Genomic DNA, 20,008 nt, shown 5'->3' with positions numbered 1-20,008 from the left:
CATCGCACGCAGCGGTGCGCGGCCTATGGTCGACGGGTGCGCGCGACCTACGACGCCGTCATCGTCGGCGGCGGCCACAACGGCCTCACCGCGGCGGCCTACCTGGCCGCCGCGGGGCGGACCGTCCTGCTGCTCGAACGGGCGGACCACCTGGGCGGTGCTTCGCTGTCGGCGCGGTCGTTCCCGGGGGTCGACGCCAACGTGTCGCGGTACTCCTACCTCGTCTCGCTGATGCCGCGGCAGGTCCGTGACGAGCTCGGGCTGCGCGTCGCGCTGCGGCGCCGGCGGATCTCGTCCTACACCCCGTCCGACGGCGGGGGACTGCTCGTGGACACGGCCGACGACGCCGCGACAGCCGCCTCGTTCGCCTCGGTGGGAGCGGCTGCGGACGTCGCCGCCTGGCGCGCGTTCGGTGCGCGGACGGGCGCGCTCGCCGCGCGGCTCTTCCCGACGATGACCGAGCCGCTGATGTCGAGCCCCGACGCGCGGCGCCTGCTCGGGGAGGACGACTGGCACGACCTGGTCGAGCGGCCGATCGGTGAGGTCGTCGACACCACCTTCGGCTCCGACCTGGTCCGCGGGATCGTGCTGACGGACGCCCTCATCGGCACCTTCGCTCGCGTGCACGAGCCCGGCGGCCGGGCCAACCGATGCTTCCTCTACCACGTGATCGGCGGGGGGACCGGGGACTGGGACGTGCCCGTCGGGGGCATGGGCGCGGTGGCGGATGCGCTCGAGGGTGTGGCTCGGGCGGGGGGCGCCGAGCTGGTGACGTCGGCCGACGTCACCGCGATCGATCCGGGGAGCGCGACTGCACCCGCCGAGGTCGTGTGGACGGACGCGGACGGCGTGGAGCGCCGCGTCGGCGCTGCCCACCTGCTGGCGGCATGCGCGCCGGCGGTCCTCGACCGGGTGCTCGGGCGGCCGGCAGGTCCGGCCCCGGAGGGAGCTCAGCTGAAGCTGAACATGCTGCTCACGCGTCTGCCGCGGCTGCGATCGGGGATCGACCCGACCGTCGCGTTCGCCGGCACGTTCCACGTGCACGAGTCCGCGACCGAGCTCGAGACCGCCTACCAGCGGGCCGCCGCCGGGCGGATCCCCGACGTCCCGCCCGTCGAGACGTACTGCCACTCGCTGACGGACGGCTCGATCCTCGGCGCGGACCTGCGCGCCACCGGCCACCACACCCTCACGGCGTTCGGTCTGCACATGCCGGCACGGCTGTTCGTGGCGGACCCGGACGGTGCCCGCGAACGCGCCCTGGCCGCCACGCTGCGGTCGATCGACAGCGTCCTCGCAGAACCGCTCGAGGACTGCCTCGCCCGCGACGCGACGGGTGCGCCCTGCCTGGAGGTGCGCAGCCCCGTCGACCTCGAGGCCGATGTCGCTCTGCCCGGCGGCCACATCTTCCACCGCGACCTCGCCTGGCCCTGGGCGGAGCACGACGACGAGATCGGCACCTGGGGCGTCGCGACAGCGGATGCGCGCGTGCTGCTCGCGGGGGCGGGTGCCAGGCGCGGCGGCGGCGTCAGCGGCATCCCCGGCCGCGCCGCCGCGATGGCGGTCCTCGACGCCGGCTGACGAACCTGCGGGAATACCGCGGCGCGCGTCGATGGTTGCGCGAGGCACCGACACTCTGGAGGACCTTGTGACGAGCACGCCCACCGCCCGCCCCGTCGTCGACTTCTGGTTCGACCCGGCCTGCCCGTGGGCGTGGATGACGTCCCGCTGGATGGACGAGGTCTCCGCGATCCGCGACGTGGACGTCCGCTGGCACGTCATGAGCCTGTCCGTCCTCAACGAGAAGAAGGACGACCTGCCGAAGGGGTACCGCGACCTCATGGACGAGGCCTGGGGTCCGGTGCGCGTCATCGTCGCCGCCGCGCGCGACCACGGCGACCAGGTCATCAAGCCGCTCTACGACGCGATGGGCACGCGCCGCCACCCCGGAGGCCGCAAGGACACCGCCGCGATCATCGCGGAGTCCCTGGCCGAGGTCGGGCTTCCGGCGGAGCTGGCCGAGGTCGCCGGTGCGGACGAGGTCGACGCGCTGCTGCGCGAGTCGCACGGCGACGGCATCGGGCTCGTCGGCGACGAGGTGGGCACCCCGGTGGTCGCCATCGACGGCGTCGGGTTTTTCGGTCCGGTCATCACGCCCGCCCCCACCGGCGAGGCCGCCGGTCGCCTGTTCGACGGTCTGGCGCTGCTGACCAGCGTCCCCGGCTTCTACGAGCTCAAGCGCTCACGGACGGCAGGACCGTCCTTCTGACCACCTGGGGAGACGCCTGGCCGGTCGACGCACCTGATGAGACGGCCGGCCCGGCTGAGTTCCTGACCAGGCGAGTGGCCCGCCTGGTTCGACCCGTGTGATCCTGGTCGCCGACTCCGCCCCGGACGGGGCGGGTCGGTGACCCCCACGGGGAGGAACGGAGCAGCATGACCTCGGCGCGCACCATCCGGCTCTTCGTCATCGTCGACGCGGTGCTCGTGGTGCTCCTCCTGATCCTCGCGATCATGTACCTGGGCGGCGACGACGGAGGTTCCGACGACGCGGACGGCGGGTCGACCGCGACGAGCGCTCCGACGTCGAGCTCGTCGTCCACGTCCACCGAGCCGGTCACGTTCGCGCTGCCCAGCGGGAACATCGCGTGCACGATGTCCGTCGACGGCGTCACGTGCTCGATCGCCAGCTACACGTACGCACCCCCGGTCGTCGCGGGGTGCACCGAGGTGACGGGCCACGTGATCGTGCTCAACGCGGACGGCGTCGCGTTCGACTGCGTGAGCGGACCGCCGCCCGCGGTCGCCGGCGACGACGTCCCCGTCCTCGAGTACGGGCTCACCACGAGCGTGGGCGACTACACGTGCCGCAGCGCGACCGACGGCGTGCAATGCACGGACGGGTCGGGCACCGGGTTCCAGCTCGCGCGCGCCTCCTGGTCCGAGCTGCCCGCCTGACGCGGGCTGCCCGGACCGGCTGGCAGCCTCACCAGATGCGGACGCGCTCCTCCGGTGCGAGGTACAGGGCGTCGCCCGGCTGGACGTCGTAGGCCGCGTAGAACTCGTCGACGTTGCGCACCACGCCGTTGCAGCGGAACTCGTTGGGGGAGTGCGGGTCCGTCGCGATCCGGCGGATCATCTCCTCGTCGCGACCCTTCGACTGCCACACCTGCGCCCAGCCGAGCAGCACGCGCTGGGCGCCCGTGAGCCCGTCGATCACGGGGGCGTCCTCGAGCGGGGCGCCGAGCGCGATCCGGTAGGCCGTGAACGCGATGGACAGACCGCCGAGGTCGCCGATGTTCTCGCCGATGGTGAGCTCGCCGTTCACGTGGTGGGACCCGTTCAGCTGGACCGGGGAGAACTGGGAGTACTGGTCGATCAGTGCCTTGGTGCGCGACTCGAACTCCGCGCGGTCGTCGGCCGTCCACCAGTCCTCAAGACGCCCGTCGCCGTCGTACTTGGACCCCTGGTCGTCGAACCCGTGGCCGATCTCGTGGCCGATCACGGCACCGATCCCGCCGTAGTTGACGGCGTCGTCGGCCTCGGCGTCGAAGAACGGAGGCTGCAGGATCGCGGCCGGGAACACGATCTCGTTCAACCCGGGGTTGTAGTACGCGTTGACCGTCTGCGGGGTCATGAACCACTCGTCACGGTCGATGGGCTTGCCGATCTTGGCCAGCTCGCGGTCCTGCTCGAAGGCGTAGGCCCGGCGCACGTTGCCCAGCAGGTCGTCGGCGGACACCACGAGCGTCGAGTAGTCGCGCCAGCGGGCCGGGTACCCGATCTTCGGGGTGAACGACTCGAGCTTGGCCAGCGCCTTGGCGCGCGTCTCCTCACCCATCCAGTCCAGCTGGGAGATGGACTCGCGGTAGGCGGCGACCAGGTTGGCCACGAGCCCTTCCATCCGCGTCTTGTGCGCGGGCGGGAAGTGCCGGTCGACGTACACCTTGCCGACGGCCTCACCGAGCACGCCCTGGACCAGGGAGACGCCGCGCTTCCAGCGGTCGCGCAGCTCCTGGGCACCCGTGAGCGTCCGGCCGTAGAAGTCGAAGTTCGCCTCGACCAGCTCGTCGTGCAGGTAGGGCGCCCGGTCGGAGATCACGTGGTAGCTGAGCCAGGCCTTCCAGTCCTCGAGCGGCGCGCTCGCCCAGAGGGCGGCGAACGCCTCGGCGAACGACGGCTCGCGCACGATGAGGTGCTCGAACGTCCCGGCCGGCGCGCCGAGGGCCAGCACCCAGGAGTGCCAGTCGAACCCGGGGGCCCGCTCGGCGAGCTCGGTGAGGGTCAGGGCGTTGTAGGTGAGGTCGGCGTCCCGGTCCTTGACGACGTCCCAGTGCCCGGCGGCCAGCTCGGTCTCGAGGGCCAGGACACGGCCCGCGAGCTCGTCGGCCCGCGCCTCGTCCGCCGCTGCCCCGCCGAGGCGCAGCACGCGTGCCACGTGCGGGCGGTAGGCCGCGAGCACCGGCGCGTACTGCACGTCGCGGTAGTAGGCCTCGTCCGGCAGGCCCAGGCCGCCCTGCGCCAGGTGCACGGCGTACCGCGTCGGCTCCTTGGCGTCGTTGTCGACGTAGAACCCGACGGCGCCGCCGGCCCCGGTGCGCTGCAGGGCGCCCAATACGCCGGTGAGCTCGGCCTGCGTGCTCGCCGCCTCGACGAGTGCGAGGTCGGCGCGCAGCGGTGCGATGCCTGCGGCCTCGACGGCGTCGGTGTCCATGAACGACGCGTAGACGGCGCCGACCTTCGCCTCGACGGAGTCGGCCGCGCCGCCCGACGCGGCGGCGGCGCCGGCGTCGGTGATGATGTCGCGGACCTGCTCCTCCGCCTGGTCGTGCAGGGCGCGGAAGGAGCCGTCCATCGCCCGGTCCGCGGGGATCACGTGAGAGGCGACCCAGCGGCCGTTCACGTGGGCGTAGAGGTCGTCCTGGGGGCGGACGTCGGGGTCGAGTGCGGTCAGGTCGATGCCACTGCGCGTCATGCGGACATGCTACGGACGGCTACGCGTGATCCGCCGACCCTTACGCCCAGGGCTGACGACCGCCTGCCGGACGCCCGGGGCGGTGCCCCGCCGGTGGTGCGGCAGGATGGCCCCATGCGCATCCACGTCGCCTCCGACCACGCCGGCTACGAGCTGAAGGTCGCCCTCGTCGAGCACCTGCGCGCCGCGGGCCACGACGTCGTCGACCACGGTGCCGACACCTACGACGCGCTCGACGACTACCCGCCGTTCTGCATCGCGGCCGGTGAGGCGGTCGTCGCCGACCCAGGGTCGCTGGGCGTCGTCATCGGCGGCTCGGGCAACGGCGAGCAGATCGCCGCGAACAAGGTCACCGGGGTGCGCGCCGCCCTCGCGTGGAACCTCCCTACCGCGCAGCTGTGCCGTCAGCACAACGACGCCAACGTCGTCTCGATCGGCGCCCGTCAGCACTCCGTCGACGAGGCCCTGGAGCTGGTGGACGCGTTCGTGGCCGAGCCGTTCAGCCACGACCCGCGCCACCAGCGCCGGATCGACCTCCTCGCGGCCTACGAGGCCGCCCGGTAGCCGCTACCAGACGTAGGTGCACATGGGGGCGACGGGCCACAGGAACGCGACCGCTGCCGACTGGAGCGCTCCGGGCGTCGCCTCGGACACGAGCCCGGCACGGGCCAGCGCCGCGAGCGACCGACCCCCCAGGTAGACAGCACCGAGCTCACGGACGTCGAGCGTCAGGTCGGCGTCGTCCTGCGTGGGGGTGACCTGTGCGGCGTAGGTGCCGTCGTCCTGCCGCTCGCCCGTGGTCAGCCGCCAGCGACCCGCGTTCGCGGTCAGGTGGGTGTCGGTCACGTCGAGCACCGCGTCGACCGGGGCGGAGTACCTGCGCCCGACCAGGGCGACTGGGAGGTCGAGCAGTCGGACCCACAGGTTGTCGTTGACCTTGGGCACCACCGCGCGCGGGTCCAGCAGCAGGTGCAGGAGCGCGTCGTCGACGGGCAGCATCGGCCCCTCGACGGTCGCGGTGAGGTCGAGGTCCAGCAGGAACGACCAGAGGCGGTGCGTCGCGGCTGCGTCGACGGCGACCGCCTCGCGCACCAGGACCGTCCCGGCGGCGCCACCATCCGCCCAGTTCTCCTTGCGCCGGAACAGCGCGTACGCGCGGACCTGCCCGGCCGCGTCGTGGACCGTCACGATCCGTAGGGGCTCGGCGCCCTCGCGCCACGCGGGCGGGTCCACCAGCACCCGGGTCCGCCACGCGTCGGAGTCGCGCGTGGTCCAGCCCGGTCGCCCGGCCCCGGCCGCCCGGTGGACCGTGTCGACGACCGCGCTGTCGCGGGCGACGTCCACGGTTGCGAGCCGCACCTCGAGCTCGTCGGCGCCGGGAACGTCGCGAAGCGCAGCGCCGCGGGGGAGCTTCACGCGGACGTGGTCGGCGGCCGAGCCGTAGCCGAACCGCCCGTAGATCGAGTGCTCGGCGGCGAACAGCGCGGAGATCGGCTCGTCGCGGGCGAGCGACCGGGCGAAGTGGGAGTCGATCGCCGCCCTCAGCAGGCCGCGGCGGCGCTGGTCCGGGCGGGTACCGACCCAGGTGAGCCCCGAGCAGGCGATCGTCGCGCCCGGCACCGGCATCGCGTGCGCGTAGGAGGCGTGCACGGAGACGAGCCGGCCGTCCTGGTCCTCGACGGCCTGCGCGCGGTCCCACTCGAACGTGATCGGGACGAGCGCGTCGGTCTCGGCGTTCGAGTCGAACGCGAACGCGAGCCTGTCGACCTCGAGGAACTCGGTCGTGCGGCTCTCCGGCACGTCGACGTGGCGGTATCCGTCGGGAAGGGGACTCATGACGCCCATCGTGGAGCACGAGCCCGCACCGCCGCACCCCCAATACCGGTTGAACGGCTGTATCTCGTGCCGGTGACCTGCGGATACGCTCGCCGGGTGTGGGGAACCCGATGGGTGCCGGCGCAGGGGCTCTTCACCCGCGCCAACCTGACGCTGCGCCGGTGGAGCGGTCGCTCGCAGGCGACGCTCACCGCGGCCCTCGTGCTCGCTGCCGGGCTCGTCGCCCTGGGCGTCGCGCAGCAGCCCGAGTGGGTACCGCCGTCGACGTTCCTGCTGATCGAGCTGGTGGCGGTGTTCCTGCTGCGACTGCGCAGCCTCGTGATCCTCGGGGTCGTGCTCCTGGTGTGCGCGTGGGGCCTGTGGTGGTGGGGAGCGCCCACGATGATCCCGGGCATCCTCGTGGTGATCACCGTCTCGGTCGTCGCGATCGTCGCCTTCGCGCGCGAGCGGCAACGGCTCGGTCTGCAGGGGGCGCCCGGCGACCTCATGCTCGTCGACCTGCGGGACCGGCTCGCTGCCCACGGCCGCGTACCCCCGCTGCCCGCCGGGTGGCGCGTCGACAGCGAGATCCGCTCGGCGCACGGCGACGGCTTCTCCGGGGACTTCATGGTGGCGGGCTCCGACGACATCGCGCTGGAGATCGTCCTGGTCGACGTGTCCGGCAAAGGGCTCGACGCGGGGGTCCGCTCGCTCCAGCTCTCGGGGGCGTTCGGCGGGCTGCTCACGGCGCTGCCGCGCGACGAGTTCCTCCGGGCCGCCAACGGGTACCTGCTGGCCCAGGCCTGGGAGGAGGGATTCGCGACGGCGATCCACGTGGCTGTCGACCTGCGCACGGGCGACTTCTGGGTGTCGTCGGCGGGGCACCCGCCCGCGGTGCAGCTGCACGCCGGCTCCGGGCGCCTCGAGCTGATCGACACGGTCGGCAGCCCCGCGCTCGGGGTGGTGGCCGACTTCCGGTGCGAGCCGCGGGCGGGACGGCTGGAGCACGGCGACGTCCTCCTGCTCTACACGGACGGGCTGGTCGAGGTGCGCGGGGGAGACCTGGACCAGGGCATCGACCGGCTCATGGGGGTGGCGGACAGGGTCCTCGCGCCCGGTCGCGGCTCCGCGGCGGCGGTGCTGGCCGGGGCGAAGGCGGGCGACGACGACGACCGTGCGGTCGTGCTGGTCCATCGCGACTGACGTCAGGGCTGCACGGACCGGACCAGCCAGTCGGCGTACCCCTCCCGGCCACCGCCGGCCTGCAGGTGGATGTCGTCGCCGGTGAACCAGGCGCGGTTGGCGGTGCCGAGCGTGTTCCAGTCGAGCAGCTGCGCGTGGGGGTACTCCGGGGTGACGCGAGCGAGGAGCTCGTTGTTGTAGTCCGCCCAGGTGCGCGGCACGTGGACGTTGACCAGGTAGACGCGACGGTCCCGCGTGAGCTCGAGCAGCTCCCGCAGGCTCGCCTCGTCGATCGGTCCGTTGGTCCCGCCGTGCACGATCAGCGTGTGTCCCAGGGTCCCTGCGGCGACGCCGGCGCGCACCAGCTCGAGCATGGCGCCGAACTGTCGTGACTGGACGGCGTCGACGGTGACCCCTCGGGCGGTCAGGTCCGCGGCGGCGCCGAGCATCACGGAGTCCCCGATGCTGGACACGGTGCCGACCTCCTCGGGCGGAGGTGGCGGTGGCACAGCGACGGCCGTCTCGACCGGCGTCCGCGTCGGCGTCGGCGTGGGTGTCGGTGTGACGGTAGGTGTCGAGGTCGGCCGCACCGAGGTCACCGCGGGGACCGGTTCCGGCTGCCAGGACCCGGAGTCCGCACCCCCCCGGGGGACCTGCGCGAGGGCGGCCGTCGCGACCCCGCCGACGACCACGAGACCGACCGCCGCGGCGATGACCCGCAGCACGGTGCGTGCCCGGTCCGCGTGTGGCCGACGCACGTGCGCGACCGCCCGGCCCACCGCTCCCCGGCGGACGGGGACCTCGACGAACCGGTAGGAGAGCTCCGCGATGCCCAGCACGGCGGCCAGCCGCAGGATCGTGGCCGGCCACGGGGACAGGTCGAGGTCGACCCCGGGACGGGTGAGCATGAAGACGGGCCAGTGCCACAGGTAGATGCCGTAAGACCGCTCCCCGAGCCAGCGCAGCGGCTGGCGGCCCACAGCTCGCCCGAGCAGCCCGGCGGGGTCCGCGACCGCCCCGACGAGCACCGCTGCCAGCAGCGAGAACGCCAGGAAGCCCCCGCGGTACAGCGCGTCGCTGAACTCGTCGACCCACACGAATGCCGCCACGACCCCGAGCAGCGCGAGGACACCGAGCACGTCCGTGACGCCCGCCTCGAAGCGGCGGACCGCCCGGCCGCGCTCGCGGAACCACGACCCGGCCGGCTCCCAGGTGCGCCACGGCGTCCAGGCGGCGGCCATGGCGGCGCCGACGAGCAGCCCCATCGAGTGGGTGTCGGTGCCGAAGTACACCCGGCTGGGGTCGTTCGGTACAGGGGAGGAGGTGCGGATGGCCAGGACCGCCATCGCCAGCGCCGACAGCAGGGCCAGGATCCCGGCGACCTGGCCGACGCGTGCCCGCCCTGCTCGCAGCGCCACCACGGCGACCAGCGGGAACACCAGGTAGAACTGCTCCTCGATGGCCAGGGACCACAGGTGCTGGAGCAAGGGCGGCCGGCTGACCATCTCGAAGTAGGAGCGGTCGGCGAAGATCTGCCACCAGTTGGACGCGTACGTCACGGCGGCAGCGATGTCCCCGCGCAGCTCCGCCGCCTCGCTGGGCATCGCGACCGCGACGCCGGCCATCGCCACCAGCAGCAGGGCGAGTGCCGGCAGCAGACGGCGTGCCCGCCGGACGTAGAAGCGGCGGAACGAGAAGGCGCCGGTGCGTTCCACCTCGTCGATCACGAGCGTGGTGATGAGGTAGCCGGACAGGACGAAGAAGACGTCGACACCGAGGAACCCGCCCCGCATCCAGGGCGCACCCAGGTGGTAGACGACGACCCCGGCGACGGCGATCGCGCGGATCCCGTCGAGCCCGGCCAGGTAGGGCATGCGTGCCGGCACGACCGGCACAGCGGGGATGGCATCCACCGCCGGTCGGGGTGCCCGCTGCTCCGCGAGCGCGGGGCGCTGGGCGGTGACAGTCATGGAACCCCCGGTCGGTGCACGTGCACGGGGCCCTGCGGGGCGCTCCCGTGCGGCCAGGGTAGGTCGGGGAGGCAGCCGATCCGGCCGGGGACACGCGGGTCGGTCAGTCCTCGTCCGGGAACCAGATGGCGCGACGCAGCGCGACCCGGGTGCCGTCGGCGGTGAGCGGCGTTCCCTCGTCGGCGAGCAAGGCGAGCGCGCGCGTGGTGTGCCGTGCCGGTGGTCGGCCCGCGGCGTTGACGACGCGCCACCACGGCACCCCCGAGCCGGCGTGGCTCATGACCTGGCCGACCTGCCGGGGCCCGCCGCGGCGGAGGCCGTCGCGGGCCTCGAGCAGGTCGCCGACGACCTCCGCGACGGTCCCGTAGGTCATCGCGCGGCCGGTGGGGATGGCGGCGACCAGGTCGAGCACCGCCTCCGCGTAGTCGTCGTCCATGCCGCGGGTCAGGCCGGTGCGCGCAGGGCGTCCGCGATCGCCGGTAGGGTCCGCGGGTCGGCCTGGACGAGCATCGTCGTGACCGCCGTGCCCTCCCACGCCGGCAGCTGGGCGCGGATGTCCTCGACCGTGCCGACCAGCGCGATGTCCTGCACCAGCTCGAGGGGAACCGCGGCGGCGGCCCGCGCACGGTCGCCCGACAGATAGTGCGCCTGGATCTCGTCGCACGCGTCGGCGTACCCGAGCCGGTCCAGCACGTCGCGGTGGAAGTTGGCCCCCTTGGCTCCCATGCCGCCGGCGTAGAGCGCGATGAACGGCCGGACGCTGTCGGCGGCGGACTCGACGTCGGCGCCCAGGACGACCGGGACGGTAGCGACGACCTCGAAGTCCTCGACGGGGCTGAGTCCGGGGGCGCGCTTCGCGAAGCCCTCCGCGAGGAGCGTGCGGTACTCGCCGTCCATGCGCGGCGAGTAGAACAGCGGCAGCCAGCCGTCGGCGATCTCCGCCGACATCGCGATGTTTCGCGGTCCCTCGGCCGCGAGGTGGATCGGCAGATCGGCCCGCAGGGGGTGCACGGTCGAGCGCAGCGCCTTGCCCAGGCCGGACCCCTCGTCGGCGGGCAGGGGGAGCCGGTAGAACTGGCCGTCGAACGTGACCGGAGCCTCGCGCGCGAGGACCTGGCGCACGATCGACACGTACTCGCGGGTCCGGGCGAGCGGCTTCGGGTACGGCTGGCCGTACCAGCCCTCCACCACCTGCGGACCCGAGGCGCCGAGCCCCAGGACGAACCGGCCGCCGGACAGGTGGTCGAGCGTGAGGGCCGCCATCGCGGCCGCCGTCGGCGTGCGGGCGGAGATCTGCGCGATGGCCGTGCCCAGCCGGATGCGCGACGTGCGCGCACCCCACCAGGCGAGGGGGGTGAGGGCGTCGGAGCCGTAGGCCTCTGCCGTCCAGACCGAGTCGAACCCGAGCTGCTCGGCGCCGAGGACCGCCTCCTGCGCTCCGGGCGGGGGACCCGCCGACCAGTAGCCCGTGTGATAGCCCAGCCGCATCGTCAGTCCTCCAGGTCGGGCGTCGCCGTCGACGCCCGCGCCAGGCTACCTGCTACCGCGGGTATCGCGTGTCGCAGCCGACGCGACTCGGGCAGGACGGGCGGTGTCATAGCAGTGCTTCGTTGACCAGGGCCGTGGTGGTCTGCGGGGCGACGCCGAGCGACCTCGCGACTCGTACCAGGTTCTCGACCGCTGCGTGCAGCTCGCTGTAGTCCTGGGGAGGGGCGGTGACCACGGCGCCGCGCCCGCGACGGAGCTCGATCAGCCCTTCGTCACGCAGGTCCTGATAGGCGCGCAGCACCGTGTGCAGGTTGATGTCGAGGGAGGAGGCCAGCTCCCGGGCGCTGGGCAGCCGCTCGCCGTCGACAAGCTCCCCGCGCGCGACAGCGGCACGCACCTGCCCGGCCAGCTGCGTGAACAGCGGGTCGGGGGAGGCGGGATCCACCCGGAAGAGCACGCGTCGATCCTAGTTGTTCGGCAACAACTAGAACACTCGACGGGTCAGATGTAGATCGCCGGGTCGTCGATCTCGACGTCGAAGGGCGCGGCAGCGGGGCGCAGCCGGATCGTCGCCGGCACCCCGACCGCGATCGCACCGGGCGGCACGTCGTGGATGACGACGGCGTTCGCACCGATCTGCGCGCCTTCCCCGACCCATACGGGACCGAGGATCTTGGCCCCGGCCCCGACCACCACGTGGTCGCCGAGCGTCGGGTGCCGCTTGCCGTGGCGCATCGACTTGCCGCCCAGCGTCGACCCGTGGAACAGGACCACGTCGTCCCCGACCTCGGCGGTCTCGCCGACGACGACGCCCATGCCGTGGTCGATGAACAGCCGCCGCCCCAGGCGGGCGCCGGGGTGGATCTCGATGCCGGTGACTGCCCGCGCGAGCTGGGAGACCAGTCGCGCGGGCAGCCGCAGGCCGGGCTGGTGCCACATCCTGTGCGTCAGCCGGTACACCCACACCGCGTGCACCCCCGGGTACCCCAGAGCGACCTCGGCGAGCGACCGGGCCGCGGGGTCGCGGTGCCGGGCGGCCTCGAGGTCTTCCCTGAGGGTCGCGAAGAAGTGCAGGTGGTGGTCGGACACGGTGCCTTCGTCCTGTCGGTGGGGTGGTCGTGCGCGCGTGCCCGAGGTCAGTCGACGAGGTCCGCGTAGAGCACGGTCGACAGGTAGCGCTCGCCGAACGACGGGACGATGGCGACGATGAGCTTGCCGGCGTTCTCCGGGCGCTGGGCCAGGAGTGTCGCGGCGTGCAGGGCGGCGCCGGACGAGATGCCGACCAGCAGGCCTTCCTCGGCGGCCGCGCGGCGGGCGACCTTGACGGCCGTCTCGGCGTCGACGTCGATGATCTCGTCGTAGACCGTCGTGTCGAGGATCTCCGGCACGAAGTTGGCGCCGATGCCCTGGATCTTGTGCGGGCCGGGGGCGCCACCGTTGAGGATCGGCGACTCGGCCGGCTCGACGCCGACGATCTTGACGCCGGGCTTGCGGGCCTTGAGCACCTGGCCCACGCCGGTGATGGTGCCACCGGTGCCGATGCCGGCGACGAGGATGTCGATCTCGCCGTCGGTGTCCGCCCAGATCTCCTCGGCGGTCGTCGTGCGGTGGATCTCGGGGTTGGCCTCGTTGGCGAACTGGCGGGCCAGGATGGCACCCGGACGCTCGGCGACGATCTCGTCGGCACGGTTGACGGCCCCGCGCATGCCCTCGGAGCCGGGCGTGAGGATGAGCTCGGCGCCGAACGCGCGCAGCAGGAGCTTGCGCTCCTTGGACATGGTCTCCGGCATGGTCAGGACGACGTCGTAGCCGCGGGCCGCACCGACGAACGCGAGGGCGATGCCCGTGTTGCCGCTGGTGGCCTCGACGATCGTGCCACCGGGCTTGAGCTCGCCGGACGCCTCCGCCGCGTTGATGATCGCGACGCCGATGCGGTCCTTGACCGAGTTGGCCGGGTTGTAGAACTCGAGCTTCGCGACGACGGTGGCGGGGGCCCCGTCGGTGATCTTGTTGATGCGGACGAGCGGGGTGTTGCCGATGAGCGCGGTGGCGTCGTCGTAGATGCGTGCCATGGTTCCTCTTTGGTCGAGCTGCCGGCCGGCCGACAGCTGGTGGGGGACTGACTAGCGATGCGTCTGGGGCTCCGGCGGCGCAGGTGTGCCGGCCGGGGGGGCGGATCGGCCCGAGGGCGGTCCGTCGGGTGCGGGGCGAGCGCTGGCGCGGGAGGCGGCCCCTGGGTCAGGGGTCCTCGCGCGAAGGAGCAGCCAGCGCTCTACAGACAGCGACAACAGGTCAGCGCCACGCAGGCGCGACCGAGGACGGCGGGGGCGGCAGGCTGCACGCGCATCGCTTCGTCCTCCGGGACCATTCGGTCGGCTGTCGATCGCGGGGATCCCGCGAGTGCGGGACACGATCGGCCACGACGCTAGCGTCAACGCCCACGCGTGCGCAAAGGATCCCCACCAGGCGGACGCTCAGCCGAGGCCGACCGCCACCAGCCAGGCCTCCGCGAGCAGCCCGTGACCGGCCGGCGTGGGGTGCACGCCGTCGTCTGCCCAGGTCGCGGGACCCGTCCAGGCGGCCGCGGCGGCGAACAGTCCGTCCGCCGGAACGAGCACGGCACGCCGCTCGGTTGCTAGGCGGCGCACGACCGCGATCCGCGGGTCCAGGTCCTCGCGCCAGGCGTGCTGCGCCGCGGTGACGGGTACGACGAACGGCTCGATCAGCACGAGCCGGTCGACGGTCCCGACGACGGCCCGAAGGTTCTCCTCGTACTCGTCGGTGGAGGTCGGGTCGCCCGAGTCGTACCGGCGCCACGTGTCATTGATGCCGATGAGGATCGAGACGACCGTCGGCGCGAGGGCGACCCCGTCCTGCTCCCACCGCGCGCGCAGCATGGCGGAGGTGTCGCCGCCGACACCCCGGTTGAGGAACGTGAGGCCGAGGTCCGGCCGCCGGGCTCCGGCGAGCGCCGCGACGATGCCCGCGTACCCGTGCCCGAGGCTCGTCGGGTCGGATCGGTCGCGGCCCCAGTCGGTCACCGAGTCGCCGGTGAGCAGGATGTGGTCGCGGGGCTGCAGGAACGTCTCGGGCGTCGTCGGCACGGGTGGCATGGGGTCACTCCACCATGCCGCGGCGCGAGCGTGAGCGAGGTGTTCGCCGTGTGACGTCCGCCGTGGCCGATCACCTCCCGAGGTGCCGGACCACCTCGTCGGCGACGGTGGCGGCATCGTGCGGCATGCCGACGAAGTTCCCGGACCCGCGCCGGGTCATCCACCGCAGCCCCATGAGCAACACCCCGGGCACCGGCGACCGTCCGTGCGACTGGAGCGGCCGCCCGTCCGGGTCGAGTGCCGACGCCGGCAGCCAGGCGTGGCTGCCCCGCATGCCCGCGCACCACACGACGCTCGTGACACCCTCTCGGCGCAAGTCGATCTCGTCCCGATCGTCGACGTCCCATGGCAGGTCGGCGTCGGGCTCCGCGGGCGGCGCGTCGACGCCGAGCCGTGTGATCACCTCGTCGGCCAGCACCCGCACCATCTGAGCGAACGTCTCGCCGGCGGCGACGTTGGCCCGTGCGGACCCGTCGAGCCGGATGCGCGTCCCGTCGACGGCGGTCGCCCGGCCGAGCAGCGTCACGCCGTCACGAGCGAGGGCCCGCAGGTCAGGTCCGTGACCCCCGGGGGCGAGCAGCGGGTTGGGCATGCGCTGCAGCGCGAGCGGGACGTCCTCCGGGCGCTGGTCGAAGAAGCCTGCCGCGATCAGCCACGCGACCATCGAGCGACCGCGGTAAGGCGTCGGCAGCCGGCCGACCGCGGAGGTGGCGAGCAGGACCCGGCGACCGGCCCGCAGCAGGTCGTCGACCACCTGGACGCCCGACTGCCCGCTCCCGACCACGAGGACCCCGCCGTCGGGCAGCTCGTCGGGGGAGCGGTACGTCCCGACCGCGCGCTGGGCGACGTCCCGGGGCAGCGAGGCGGCGCCGGGTGGGACGCGCGGCACGTTCTCGCCGCCGGTGGCCGCGACGACCGCCCGTGTGCGTACCGGTCCGGCGGACGTCGTCAGCAGGAGGTGACCGTCGCTGGGCTCGAGCTCGGTGACCGGTGTCCCGGTGCGCACCGGGCAGGGCTCGGCGAGCAGGTCGAGCCGCTGGACCACCTCGTCGCGGGTGGAGTACTCGTCGTCGCCGAGCGGCCCGAGCATCGGGTTGATGAGCCCCGGTGTGTTCAGCCGGAACGAGTCCCACCGTCCGCGCCACGACTCGCCGACCCGGGCACTCTCGAGCACCTCGTGCTCGACGCCTCGCGCGGTCAGCGCAGCGCTCGTCGCGAGGCCGGCCGGTCCGGCCCCGACGACGATCGCGTCGACGACGCGCACCAGGGACCGCTAGGACATTCCGGGACCGCAGTTCACGAGCCAGGGGGTGCCGAACTTGTCGTTGAGCATCCCGAACCTCGCTCCCCACGGCGCGTCCTCGAAGGGCTGGAGAACCGTGCCGCCTTCCGCCAGCTTGTCCCAGTAGCCCTGGAGCTCCGCAAGGTCCTGGCCGCTGATCGAGACGGAGATGCTCGTCTTCGCGGCCAGCTCCATGTCGGCGGGTGTGTCCGCGCCCATGAGCACGAGCCCGCCGGGCGTCTCGAGCTGGCCGTGCATGATCTTGTCGACCTCGGCGGGGTCCTCGCTGGCGTGGAAGTCACCGAATGTGCTGAGGACGAGCTCGCCACCGAAGACGGACTGGTAGAACTCCAAGGCCTCGCGGGCGTTGTCCCGGAAGCTGAGGTACGGGTTGAGGTACGTCGCCATGGGTGTCTCCTTCGACGGTGGTCCGACGCGATCCACCCTGCCACCGTCCACCCCGGACGCACAGGATCGGAAGGGACCGCTTCGAGGTCGCGCACCGCCGGCTCCACAAACCTCACCTGTCTGTCAGCCCCTGACGCGAAACTAGACAGGTGACCAAAGTCTGTGTATAGTCCAACTTGGGATCTCCCGGTCTGCGTGATGGTGTCAGCATCCCATCGCGAAGGATCGGCCCGGATGTGGAACGCGTTGCTACGAGAGCGACTGACGGCCATGGTCCGGGTGGCTGATCTTCGACAGCCCCCAATGGCGCTGGGGGCGGTTCAAGCCGCGCGCAACAAGGACAAGCGGGCGCGGTGGGCGAAGGCCAACAGGTGCTGACGGACATGCGGCCCCGGTGCAGCCCGCGACGAGAGTCGCGGCGCAGCACCGGGGCCGTTGTCGTCCCTGTGCGGGCCCTTCGGCCCTGCCGACCGCGTGACCGCGAGGGAAGCATTGTCCACATGCTCATCACGTATGCCGAAGGCTGGCTCCGTCTCACCCAGAACGACCGCCGGCAGCACTTCTTCCGCGACGGCATGAGCGTCTGCGGGCGGTTCGTCACACCGATCAACCGGTTCCCCGAGGACGACGGACCCGACAGCAGCGAGTGCCCCGGGTGCCGGCACATCTTCGACACCGAGCGGGGCGGCTCCACGTACTGACGCGTCAGCCCTGGTAGAGCCGCACGGCGTTCGCGTCGGGGCCACGCACGGTCACACCGTCGCGTCGTGCGGACGACCTCATGTGGCCCGAGGGTCAACCGCGGGATCGCAGCAGGCGCAGGTCGGCCAGGTCTCCCCGGAAGACGTTCATGTCGATGAAGGACTCCTCGCCGTCGTAGCCGTCGAGGCGGTCCCGGTGGGAGTACTGCCAGAAGGTCCAGTCGCGACCGTCGGACACGCGTGGCGGGAGGTAGACCGCCCGGATCCAGAGGGGCGTGTCGGGGAGGCCTCCGGCGACGTACCGGCTGTACGCGGCCTGCGTCGCGTAGATCACGGGCTCGACGCCGTAGTGCTCGCGCAGCATCGCGACGAGCACCTCGAGCTCCGCGCGGACCTTGTCCGCGTCCGGAGGGTCGCGGAAGAACGTCCCGTAGTGCTCGACGTCGACCGCGACCGGGAGCAGCCCTCGGTCGGCCGGCACGGTCGCGATCACCTGCTCCGCCTGCGAGCGCCCAGGGCTCTCGAAGCTGAAGAAGTGGTACGCGCCGACGAGCAGCCCGGCGTCGCGAGCGCCCCGCAGGTTCTCCGCGAACCGGCTGTCGACGAACCCGGAGCCCTCGGTCGCCTTCACGTACGCGAAGTCGATGTCCTGTCCCGCGAGCACGGGCCAGTCGATCTCCCCCTGGTAGGAGGACACGTCCACGCCGCGCACCTCGTACCGCGCGGCCAGCAGACGGTTGGGCCAGAGGACCCCGCGGACGACCAGCGCGGCCACGAGCGCGACGACGACGAGCGCGACCGTGGCCGCCCCGACCACGACGAGCGCCTTGCTCCGGGTGTGCACCCGGGAAGTGTGGCGGACGACCGGGTGATGGTGTCGGCGACGTCCGTGCGTGTCTGGCGGGTCAGGTGGCTCGGCGCGTCGCCGCATCTACGCTGTGCCCGTGGCCACCACTGTGCGAGACGTCGCCGCCCTGGCGGGCGTCTCGGTGAAGACGGTCTCGCGGGTGGTGAACGGTGAACCGCACACTCGCCCCGAGATGGTCCGGCGTGTCATGGCCGCGATCGAGGAGCTCGACTGGACCCCGAACACGAGCGCCCGGACCCTGCGGTCGCGACGGACGGGGTTGATCGGCGTAGGCGTGGCCGAGCTGCGGCGCCCGTACCTGGCGACGCTGGTGCAGGCGCTGGTCACGGAGGCCGACCGGCGCGGGATCCCGGTCGCTGTGGAGCCGCATCACGGCGATCCGGGCCGGGTGGGCTCGCTGTTCGACGCGCGGGGCCGGTTGTTCGACGGTCTGGTCCACATCGGTCCGCTGGCGCCGGGCGTTGCGACCGAGGGTGCACTCACGAACCGCCCGGTCGTGGTGGTCCAGGGCGGCACCGAGTGCGCAGGCGTGGACCAGGTGCGCGAGGACGTCGACGATGCGGTCGCTCTCATCGTCCGTCACCTGGCCGTGATGGGCCGACGGCGGCCCGTGCTCCTCGGGCCGGACCGGGCGCACCGGGCCGACGAGGACCCCGGGGCCCCGTCGGCCTCGATGCGGTCGGCGCTCGCCCTGGCCCGCCTCGACGCCGACGTGCCGGTGGTGCCGCTCGATCGGGCGGCGGACCGCCGGGCCGGAGCCGATGCGGCGGTGCGCGCGCTGGCCGACCACCCCGACGTCGACGTGCTGCTCTGCGCCAACGACGAGGTGGCGCTCGGGGCGCTCGCCGTCCTGAGCGAGCGCGGGGTCGACGTCCCCGGCAGGGTGGCCCTCATCGGCTACGACAACCTGGACGACGGTCAGTTCACGACGCCCACGCTCACCACCATCGACCCGGGTGCCGGCCGGCTCGCGCGGGTCGCGCTCGAGCTGCTCGCCGACCGGCTCGCGGGCCGCGCACCGCAGGAGCCGACCGTCGTCACGCTTCCGGTCGACCTGGTGCGTCGGGACTCGACGCTCGGGCAGGACGGGCCGTGAGACGCCCCACCCTCGCCGACGTCGGTGCGGTGGCGGGGGTCTCCGCCAAGACCGTCTCCAACGTCATGCTCGGCCGTCGCGAGGTCTCCGAGGCGACGCGTCTCGCGGTGCTCGCTGCCGTCGCCGAGGTCGGTTACGAGGTGAACCTCGCAGGTCGCGGGCTGGTGTCCGGGCAGACCGGCCGCATCGCTGTCGTCGTGCCGAACGTGTACCAGCCCTACTTCGCCGAGCTCGCCGAACGGCTGATCCTCGCCCTCGAGCCGCACGGCTACACGACCATGCTGCGCATCGCGAACGGGGGAGCGGCGGAGCTCGACGCGGTGCTGGGCGCCGCGGTCAGCAACGTCGACGGGGTGATCTACTGCCCGCACTTCCGCCCCGACCACGACGGGTCGTTGCAGCCCCGGCGGCCGGTCGTGCAGCTCGGGGGCGCGCCGACGCCCCACTGGGACTGCGTCGTGATGGGCGAGTTCGCAGGCGCGGAGGCGATGACGCGGCACCTGCTGGAGAGCGGGCGTCGCCGGATCGCGCTCGTCTGGAACAGCTCACCGGGTGACAAGCCCGGTGGTGACCGGTTCGAGGGCCACCTCGCGGCGCTGCGCGCGCATGGTGTGGAGCGGGACGACGCGCTGTTCGTCGCGGGTTCGGACTGGGACCGACGCGCGTCCGGCTACGAGGCGATGGTCGGGCTGCTACGGTCCGGGGCCTCGTTCGACGCGGCCCTGTGCGTGAACGACGCGATCGCCGTGGGAGCGCTCCGCGCCCTGCGTCGCCACGGCCTGCGCGTGCCGCAGGACGTCGCCGTCACCGGGTTCGACAACACCGACGAGGGCGAGTTCACGGTGCCCTCGCTGTCGTCGGTGAGCCCGCGGCAGGAGGAGATGGTCGAGCACGCGGTCGCCATGCTGCTCGATCGCATCGCCGGTGACGCCGTCCCGCCGCGCGAGGTGCACACGGGCGCTGACCTGGTCCTGAGGGCGTCGTCGAGGCTTCAGCCGAGCTGATTTCGCGGCCTCACGACCGCTGGGCCGCCCCTGCCCGCGTGCGCACGGTCGCGCCCACTTCCCCCGGATCGCCCTGCGAAACCGGTCGCTTGTCCACTATTGACAT

Annotated in this window: 20 protein-coding genes; 8 read left to right on the top strand and 12 right to left on the bottom strand. The window is 72.9% G+C overall.

The window, feature by feature from the left end; genetic code table 11:
* Nucleotides 1-36 precede the first annotated feature (36 nt).
* The 3 genes from ASG23_RS05640 (at nt 37) to ASG23_RS05630 (ending at nt 2,958) form a co-directional block, all read left to right on the top strand.
* On the top strand, nt 37-1,581 hold the full coding sequence (locus ASG23_RS05640) for a phytoene desaturase family protein (protein WP_056021473.1): 1,545 nt from the start codon (nt 37-39) through the stop codon (nt 1,579-1,581).
* A 31-nt stretch (nt 1,582-1,612) separates the two neighbouring features.
* The gene (locus tag ASG23_RS05635) at nt 1,613-2,269 is read left to right on the top strand and encodes a mycothiol-dependent nitroreductase Rv2466c family protein (RefSeq protein ID WP_056021470.1); all 657 of its coding nucleotides are present in this window, start codon (nt 1,613-1,615) and stop codon (nt 2,267-2,269) included.
* Nucleotides 2,270-2,436: 167 nt separating this feature from the next.
* Nucleotides 2,437-2,958 (top strand): hypothetical protein, encoded by a 522-nt coding sequence (locus ASG23_RS05630; RefSeq protein ID WP_056021467.1) that lies wholly within the window; start codon nt 2,437-2,439, stop codon nt 2,956-2,958.
* Nucleotides 2,959-2,986: 28 nt separating this feature from the next.
* Here ASG23_RS05630 and ASG23_RS05625 read toward each other — a convergent pair whose 3' ends face one another.
* Nucleotides 2,987-4,975, bottom strand: coding sequence for a M13 family metallopeptidase (locus ASG23_RS05625; protein WP_056021464.1), 1,989 nt, complete (start codon nt 4,973-4,975; stop codon nt 2,987-2,989).
* 114 nt (nt 4,976-5,089) lie between these two features.
* Between ASG23_RS05625 and ASG23_RS05620 the strand changes: the two genes are divergently transcribed.
* On the top strand, nt 5,090-5,539 hold the full coding sequence (locus ASG23_RS05620; RefSeq protein WP_056021461.1) for a ribose-5-phosphate isomerase: 450 nt from the start codon (nt 5,090-5,092) through the stop codon (nt 5,537-5,539).
* A gap of 3 nt (nt 5,540-5,542) precedes the next feature.
* On the opposite strand, the gene ASG23_RS05615 is transcribed toward ASG23_RS05620, so the two are convergent.
* Nucleotides 5,543-6,811, bottom strand: a complete 1,269-nt coding sequence (locus ASG23_RS05615) for a GNAT family N-acetyltransferase (protein ID WP_056021458.1) — start codon at nt 6,809-6,811, stop codon at nt 5,543-5,545.
* Between the two features lie 96 nt (nt 6,812-6,907).
* On the opposite strand from ASG23_RS05615, the gene ASG23_RS05610 reads away from it, so the two are divergent.
* Nucleotides 6,908-7,993, top strand: a complete 1,086-nt coding sequence (locus tag ASG23_RS05610) for a PP2C family protein-serine/threonine phosphatase (RefSeq protein WP_056021455.1) — start codon at nt 6,908-6,910, stop codon at nt 7,991-7,993.
* Between the two features lie 2 nt (nt 7,994-7,995).
* Here ASG23_RS05610 and ASG23_RS05605 read toward each other — a convergent pair whose 3' ends face one another.
* From ASG23_RS05605 to ASG23_RS05565, 9 genes are all read right to left on the bottom strand, one after another.
* Complete coding sequence (locus ASG23_RS05605) at nt 7,996-9,942, bottom strand: acyltransferase family protein (protein WP_056021452.1); 1,947 nt, start codon at nt 9,940-9,942, stop codon at nt 7,996-7,998.
* Between the two features lie 103 nt (nt 9,943-10,045).
* Nucleotides 10,046-10,378, bottom strand: coding sequence for an MGMT family protein (locus tag ASG23_RS05600; RefSeq protein WP_056021449.1), 333 nt, complete (start codon nt 10,376-10,378; stop codon nt 10,046-10,048).
* Between the two features lie 8 nt (nt 10,379-10,386).
* Nucleotides 10,387-11,430 (bottom strand): LLM class F420-dependent oxidoreductase, encoded by a 1,044-nt coding sequence (locus ASG23_RS05595; protein WP_056021446.1) that lies wholly within the window; start codon nt 11,428-11,430, stop codon nt 10,387-10,389.
* Nucleotides 11,431-11,536: 106 nt separating this feature from the next.
* On the bottom strand, nt 11,537-11,887 hold the full coding sequence (locus tag ASG23_RS05590; RefSeq protein ID WP_056021443.1) for a GntR family transcriptional regulator: 351 nt from the start codon (nt 11,885-11,887) through the stop codon (nt 11,537-11,539).
* 44 nt (nt 11,888-11,931) lie between these two features.
* On the bottom strand, nt 11,932-12,519 hold the full coding sequence (epsC, locus tag ASG23_RS05585; RefSeq protein WP_235520902.1) for a serine O-acetyltransferase EpsC: 588 nt from the start codon (nt 12,517-12,519) through the stop codon (nt 11,932-11,934).
* Nucleotides 12,520-12,566: 47 nt separating this feature from the next.
* Nucleotides 12,567-13,502: a cysteine synthase A gene (gene cysK / locus ASG23_RS05580; RefSeq protein ID WP_056021440.1), complete on the bottom strand. Its 936-nt coding sequence runs from the start codon at nt 13,500-13,502 to the stop codon at nt 12,567-12,569.
* Between the two features lie 402 nt (nt 13,503-13,904).
* Nucleotides 13,905-14,543, bottom strand: a complete 639-nt coding sequence (locus tag ASG23_RS05575; RefSeq protein WP_056021438.1) for an SGNH/GDSL hydrolase family protein — start codon at nt 14,541-14,543, stop codon at nt 13,905-13,907.
* 70 nt (nt 14,544-14,613) lie between these two features.
* A complete protein-coding gene (locus tag ASG23_RS05570) occupies nt 14,614-15,807 on the bottom strand; it encodes an NAD(P)-binding domain-containing protein (protein WP_056021436.1) in 1,194 nt (397 codons plus the stop codon).
* Between the two features lie 9 nt (nt 15,808-15,816).
* Nucleotides 15,817-16,233, bottom strand: coding sequence for a VOC family protein (locus ASG23_RS05565; protein ID WP_056021433.1), 417 nt, complete (start codon nt 16,231-16,233; stop codon nt 15,817-15,819).
* A 500-nt stretch (nt 16,234-16,733) separates the two neighbouring features.
* Between ASG23_RS05565 and ASG23_RS05560 the strand changes: the two genes are divergently transcribed.
* Nucleotides 16,734-16,934, top strand: a complete 201-nt coding sequence (locus ASG23_RS05560; RefSeq protein ID WP_056021429.1) for a hypothetical protein — start codon at nt 16,734-16,736, stop codon at nt 16,932-16,934.
* A gap of 94 nt (nt 16,935-17,028) precedes the next feature.
* On the opposite strand, the gene ASG23_RS05555 is transcribed toward ASG23_RS05560, so the two are convergent.
* Nucleotides 17,029-17,778 (bottom strand): GH25 family lysozyme, encoded by a 750-nt coding sequence (locus ASG23_RS05555; RefSeq protein WP_235520900.1) that lies wholly within the window; start codon nt 17,776-17,778, stop codon nt 17,029-17,031.
* Nucleotides 17,779-17,878: 100 nt separating this feature from the next.
* Between ASG23_RS05555 and ASG23_RS05550 the strand changes: the two genes are divergently transcribed.
* Together ASG23_RS05550 and ASG23_RS05545 are read left to right on the top strand one after the other, a co-directional pair.
* Complete coding sequence (locus tag ASG23_RS05550) at nt 17,879-18,898, top strand: LacI family DNA-binding transcriptional regulator (RefSeq protein ID WP_235520899.1); 1,020 nt, start codon at nt 17,879-17,881, stop codon at nt 18,896-18,898.
* Nucleotides 18,895-19,902: a LacI family DNA-binding transcriptional regulator gene (locus ASG23_RS05545; protein WP_056021427.1), complete on the top strand. Its 1,008-nt coding sequence runs from the start codon at nt 18,895-18,897 to the stop codon at nt 19,900-19,902. The genes ASG23_RS05550 and ASG23_RS05545 overlap by 4 nt, the downstream gene beginning before the upstream one ends.
* Nucleotides 19,903-20,008: the final 106 nt, after the last annotated feature.

This window comes from Cellulomonas sp. Leaf395 (assembly GCF_001424125.1).
In the GTDB taxonomy this organism is placed as follows: domain Bacteria; phylum Actinomycetota; class Actinomycetes; order Actinomycetales; family Cellulomonadaceae; genus Cellulomonas.
This window is presented reverse-complemented; position numbering and strand designations above follow the sequence as displayed.

What these genes read in the sequence shown, in the direction of transcription:
- cysK (WP_056021440.1), bottom strand. Translation starts at nt 13,502, where the DNA reads ATGGCACGCATCTACGACGACGCCACCGCGCTCATCGGCAACACCCCG.
- ASG23_RS05595 (WP_056021446.1), bottom strand. Translation starts at nt 11,430, where the DNA reads ATGCGGCTGGGCTATCACACGGGCTACTGGTCGGCGGGTCCCCCGCCC.
- ASG23_RS05560 (WP_056021429.1), top strand. Translation starts at nt 16,734, where the DNA reads ATGCTCATCACGTATGCCGAAGGCTGGCTCCGTCTCACCCAGAACGAC.
- ASG23_RS05620 (WP_056021461.1), top strand. Translation starts at nt 5,090, where the DNA reads ATGCGCATCCACGTCGCCTCCGACCACGCCGGCTACGAGCTGAAGGTC.
- ASG23_RS05635 (WP_056021470.1), top strand. Translation starts at nt 1,613, where the DNA reads ATGGTTGCGCGAGGCACCGACACTCTGGAGGACCTTGTGACGAGCACG.
- ASG23_RS05615 (WP_056021458.1), bottom strand. Translation starts at nt 6,811, where the DNA reads ATGAGTCCCCTTCCCGACGGATACCGCCACGTCGACGTGCCGGAGAGC.
- ASG23_RS05630 (WP_056021467.1), top strand. Translation starts at nt 2,437, where the DNA reads ATGACCTCGGCGCGCACCATCCGGCTCTTCGTCATCGTCGACGCGGTG.
- ASG23_RS05625 (WP_056021464.1), bottom strand. Translation starts at nt 4,975, where the DNA reads ATGACGCGCAGTGGCATCGACCTGACCGCACTCGACCCCGACGTCCGC.
- ASG23_RS05565 (WP_056021433.1), bottom strand. Translation starts at nt 16,233, where the DNA reads ATGGCGACGTACCTCAACCCGTACCTCAGCTTCCGGGACAACGCCCGC.
- ASG23_RS05575 (WP_056021438.1), bottom strand. Translation starts at nt 14,543, where the DNA reads ATGCCACCCGTGCCGACGACGCCCGAGACGTTCCTGCAGCCCCGCGAC.
- ASG23_RS05600 (WP_056021449.1), bottom strand. Translation starts at nt 10,378, where the DNA reads ATGGACGACGACTACGCGGAGGCGGTGCTCGACCTGGTCGCCGCCATC.
- ASG23_RS05605 (WP_056021452.1), bottom strand. Translation starts at nt 9,942, where the DNA reads ATGACTGTCACCGCCCAGCGCCCCGCGCTCGCGGAGCAGCGGGCACCC.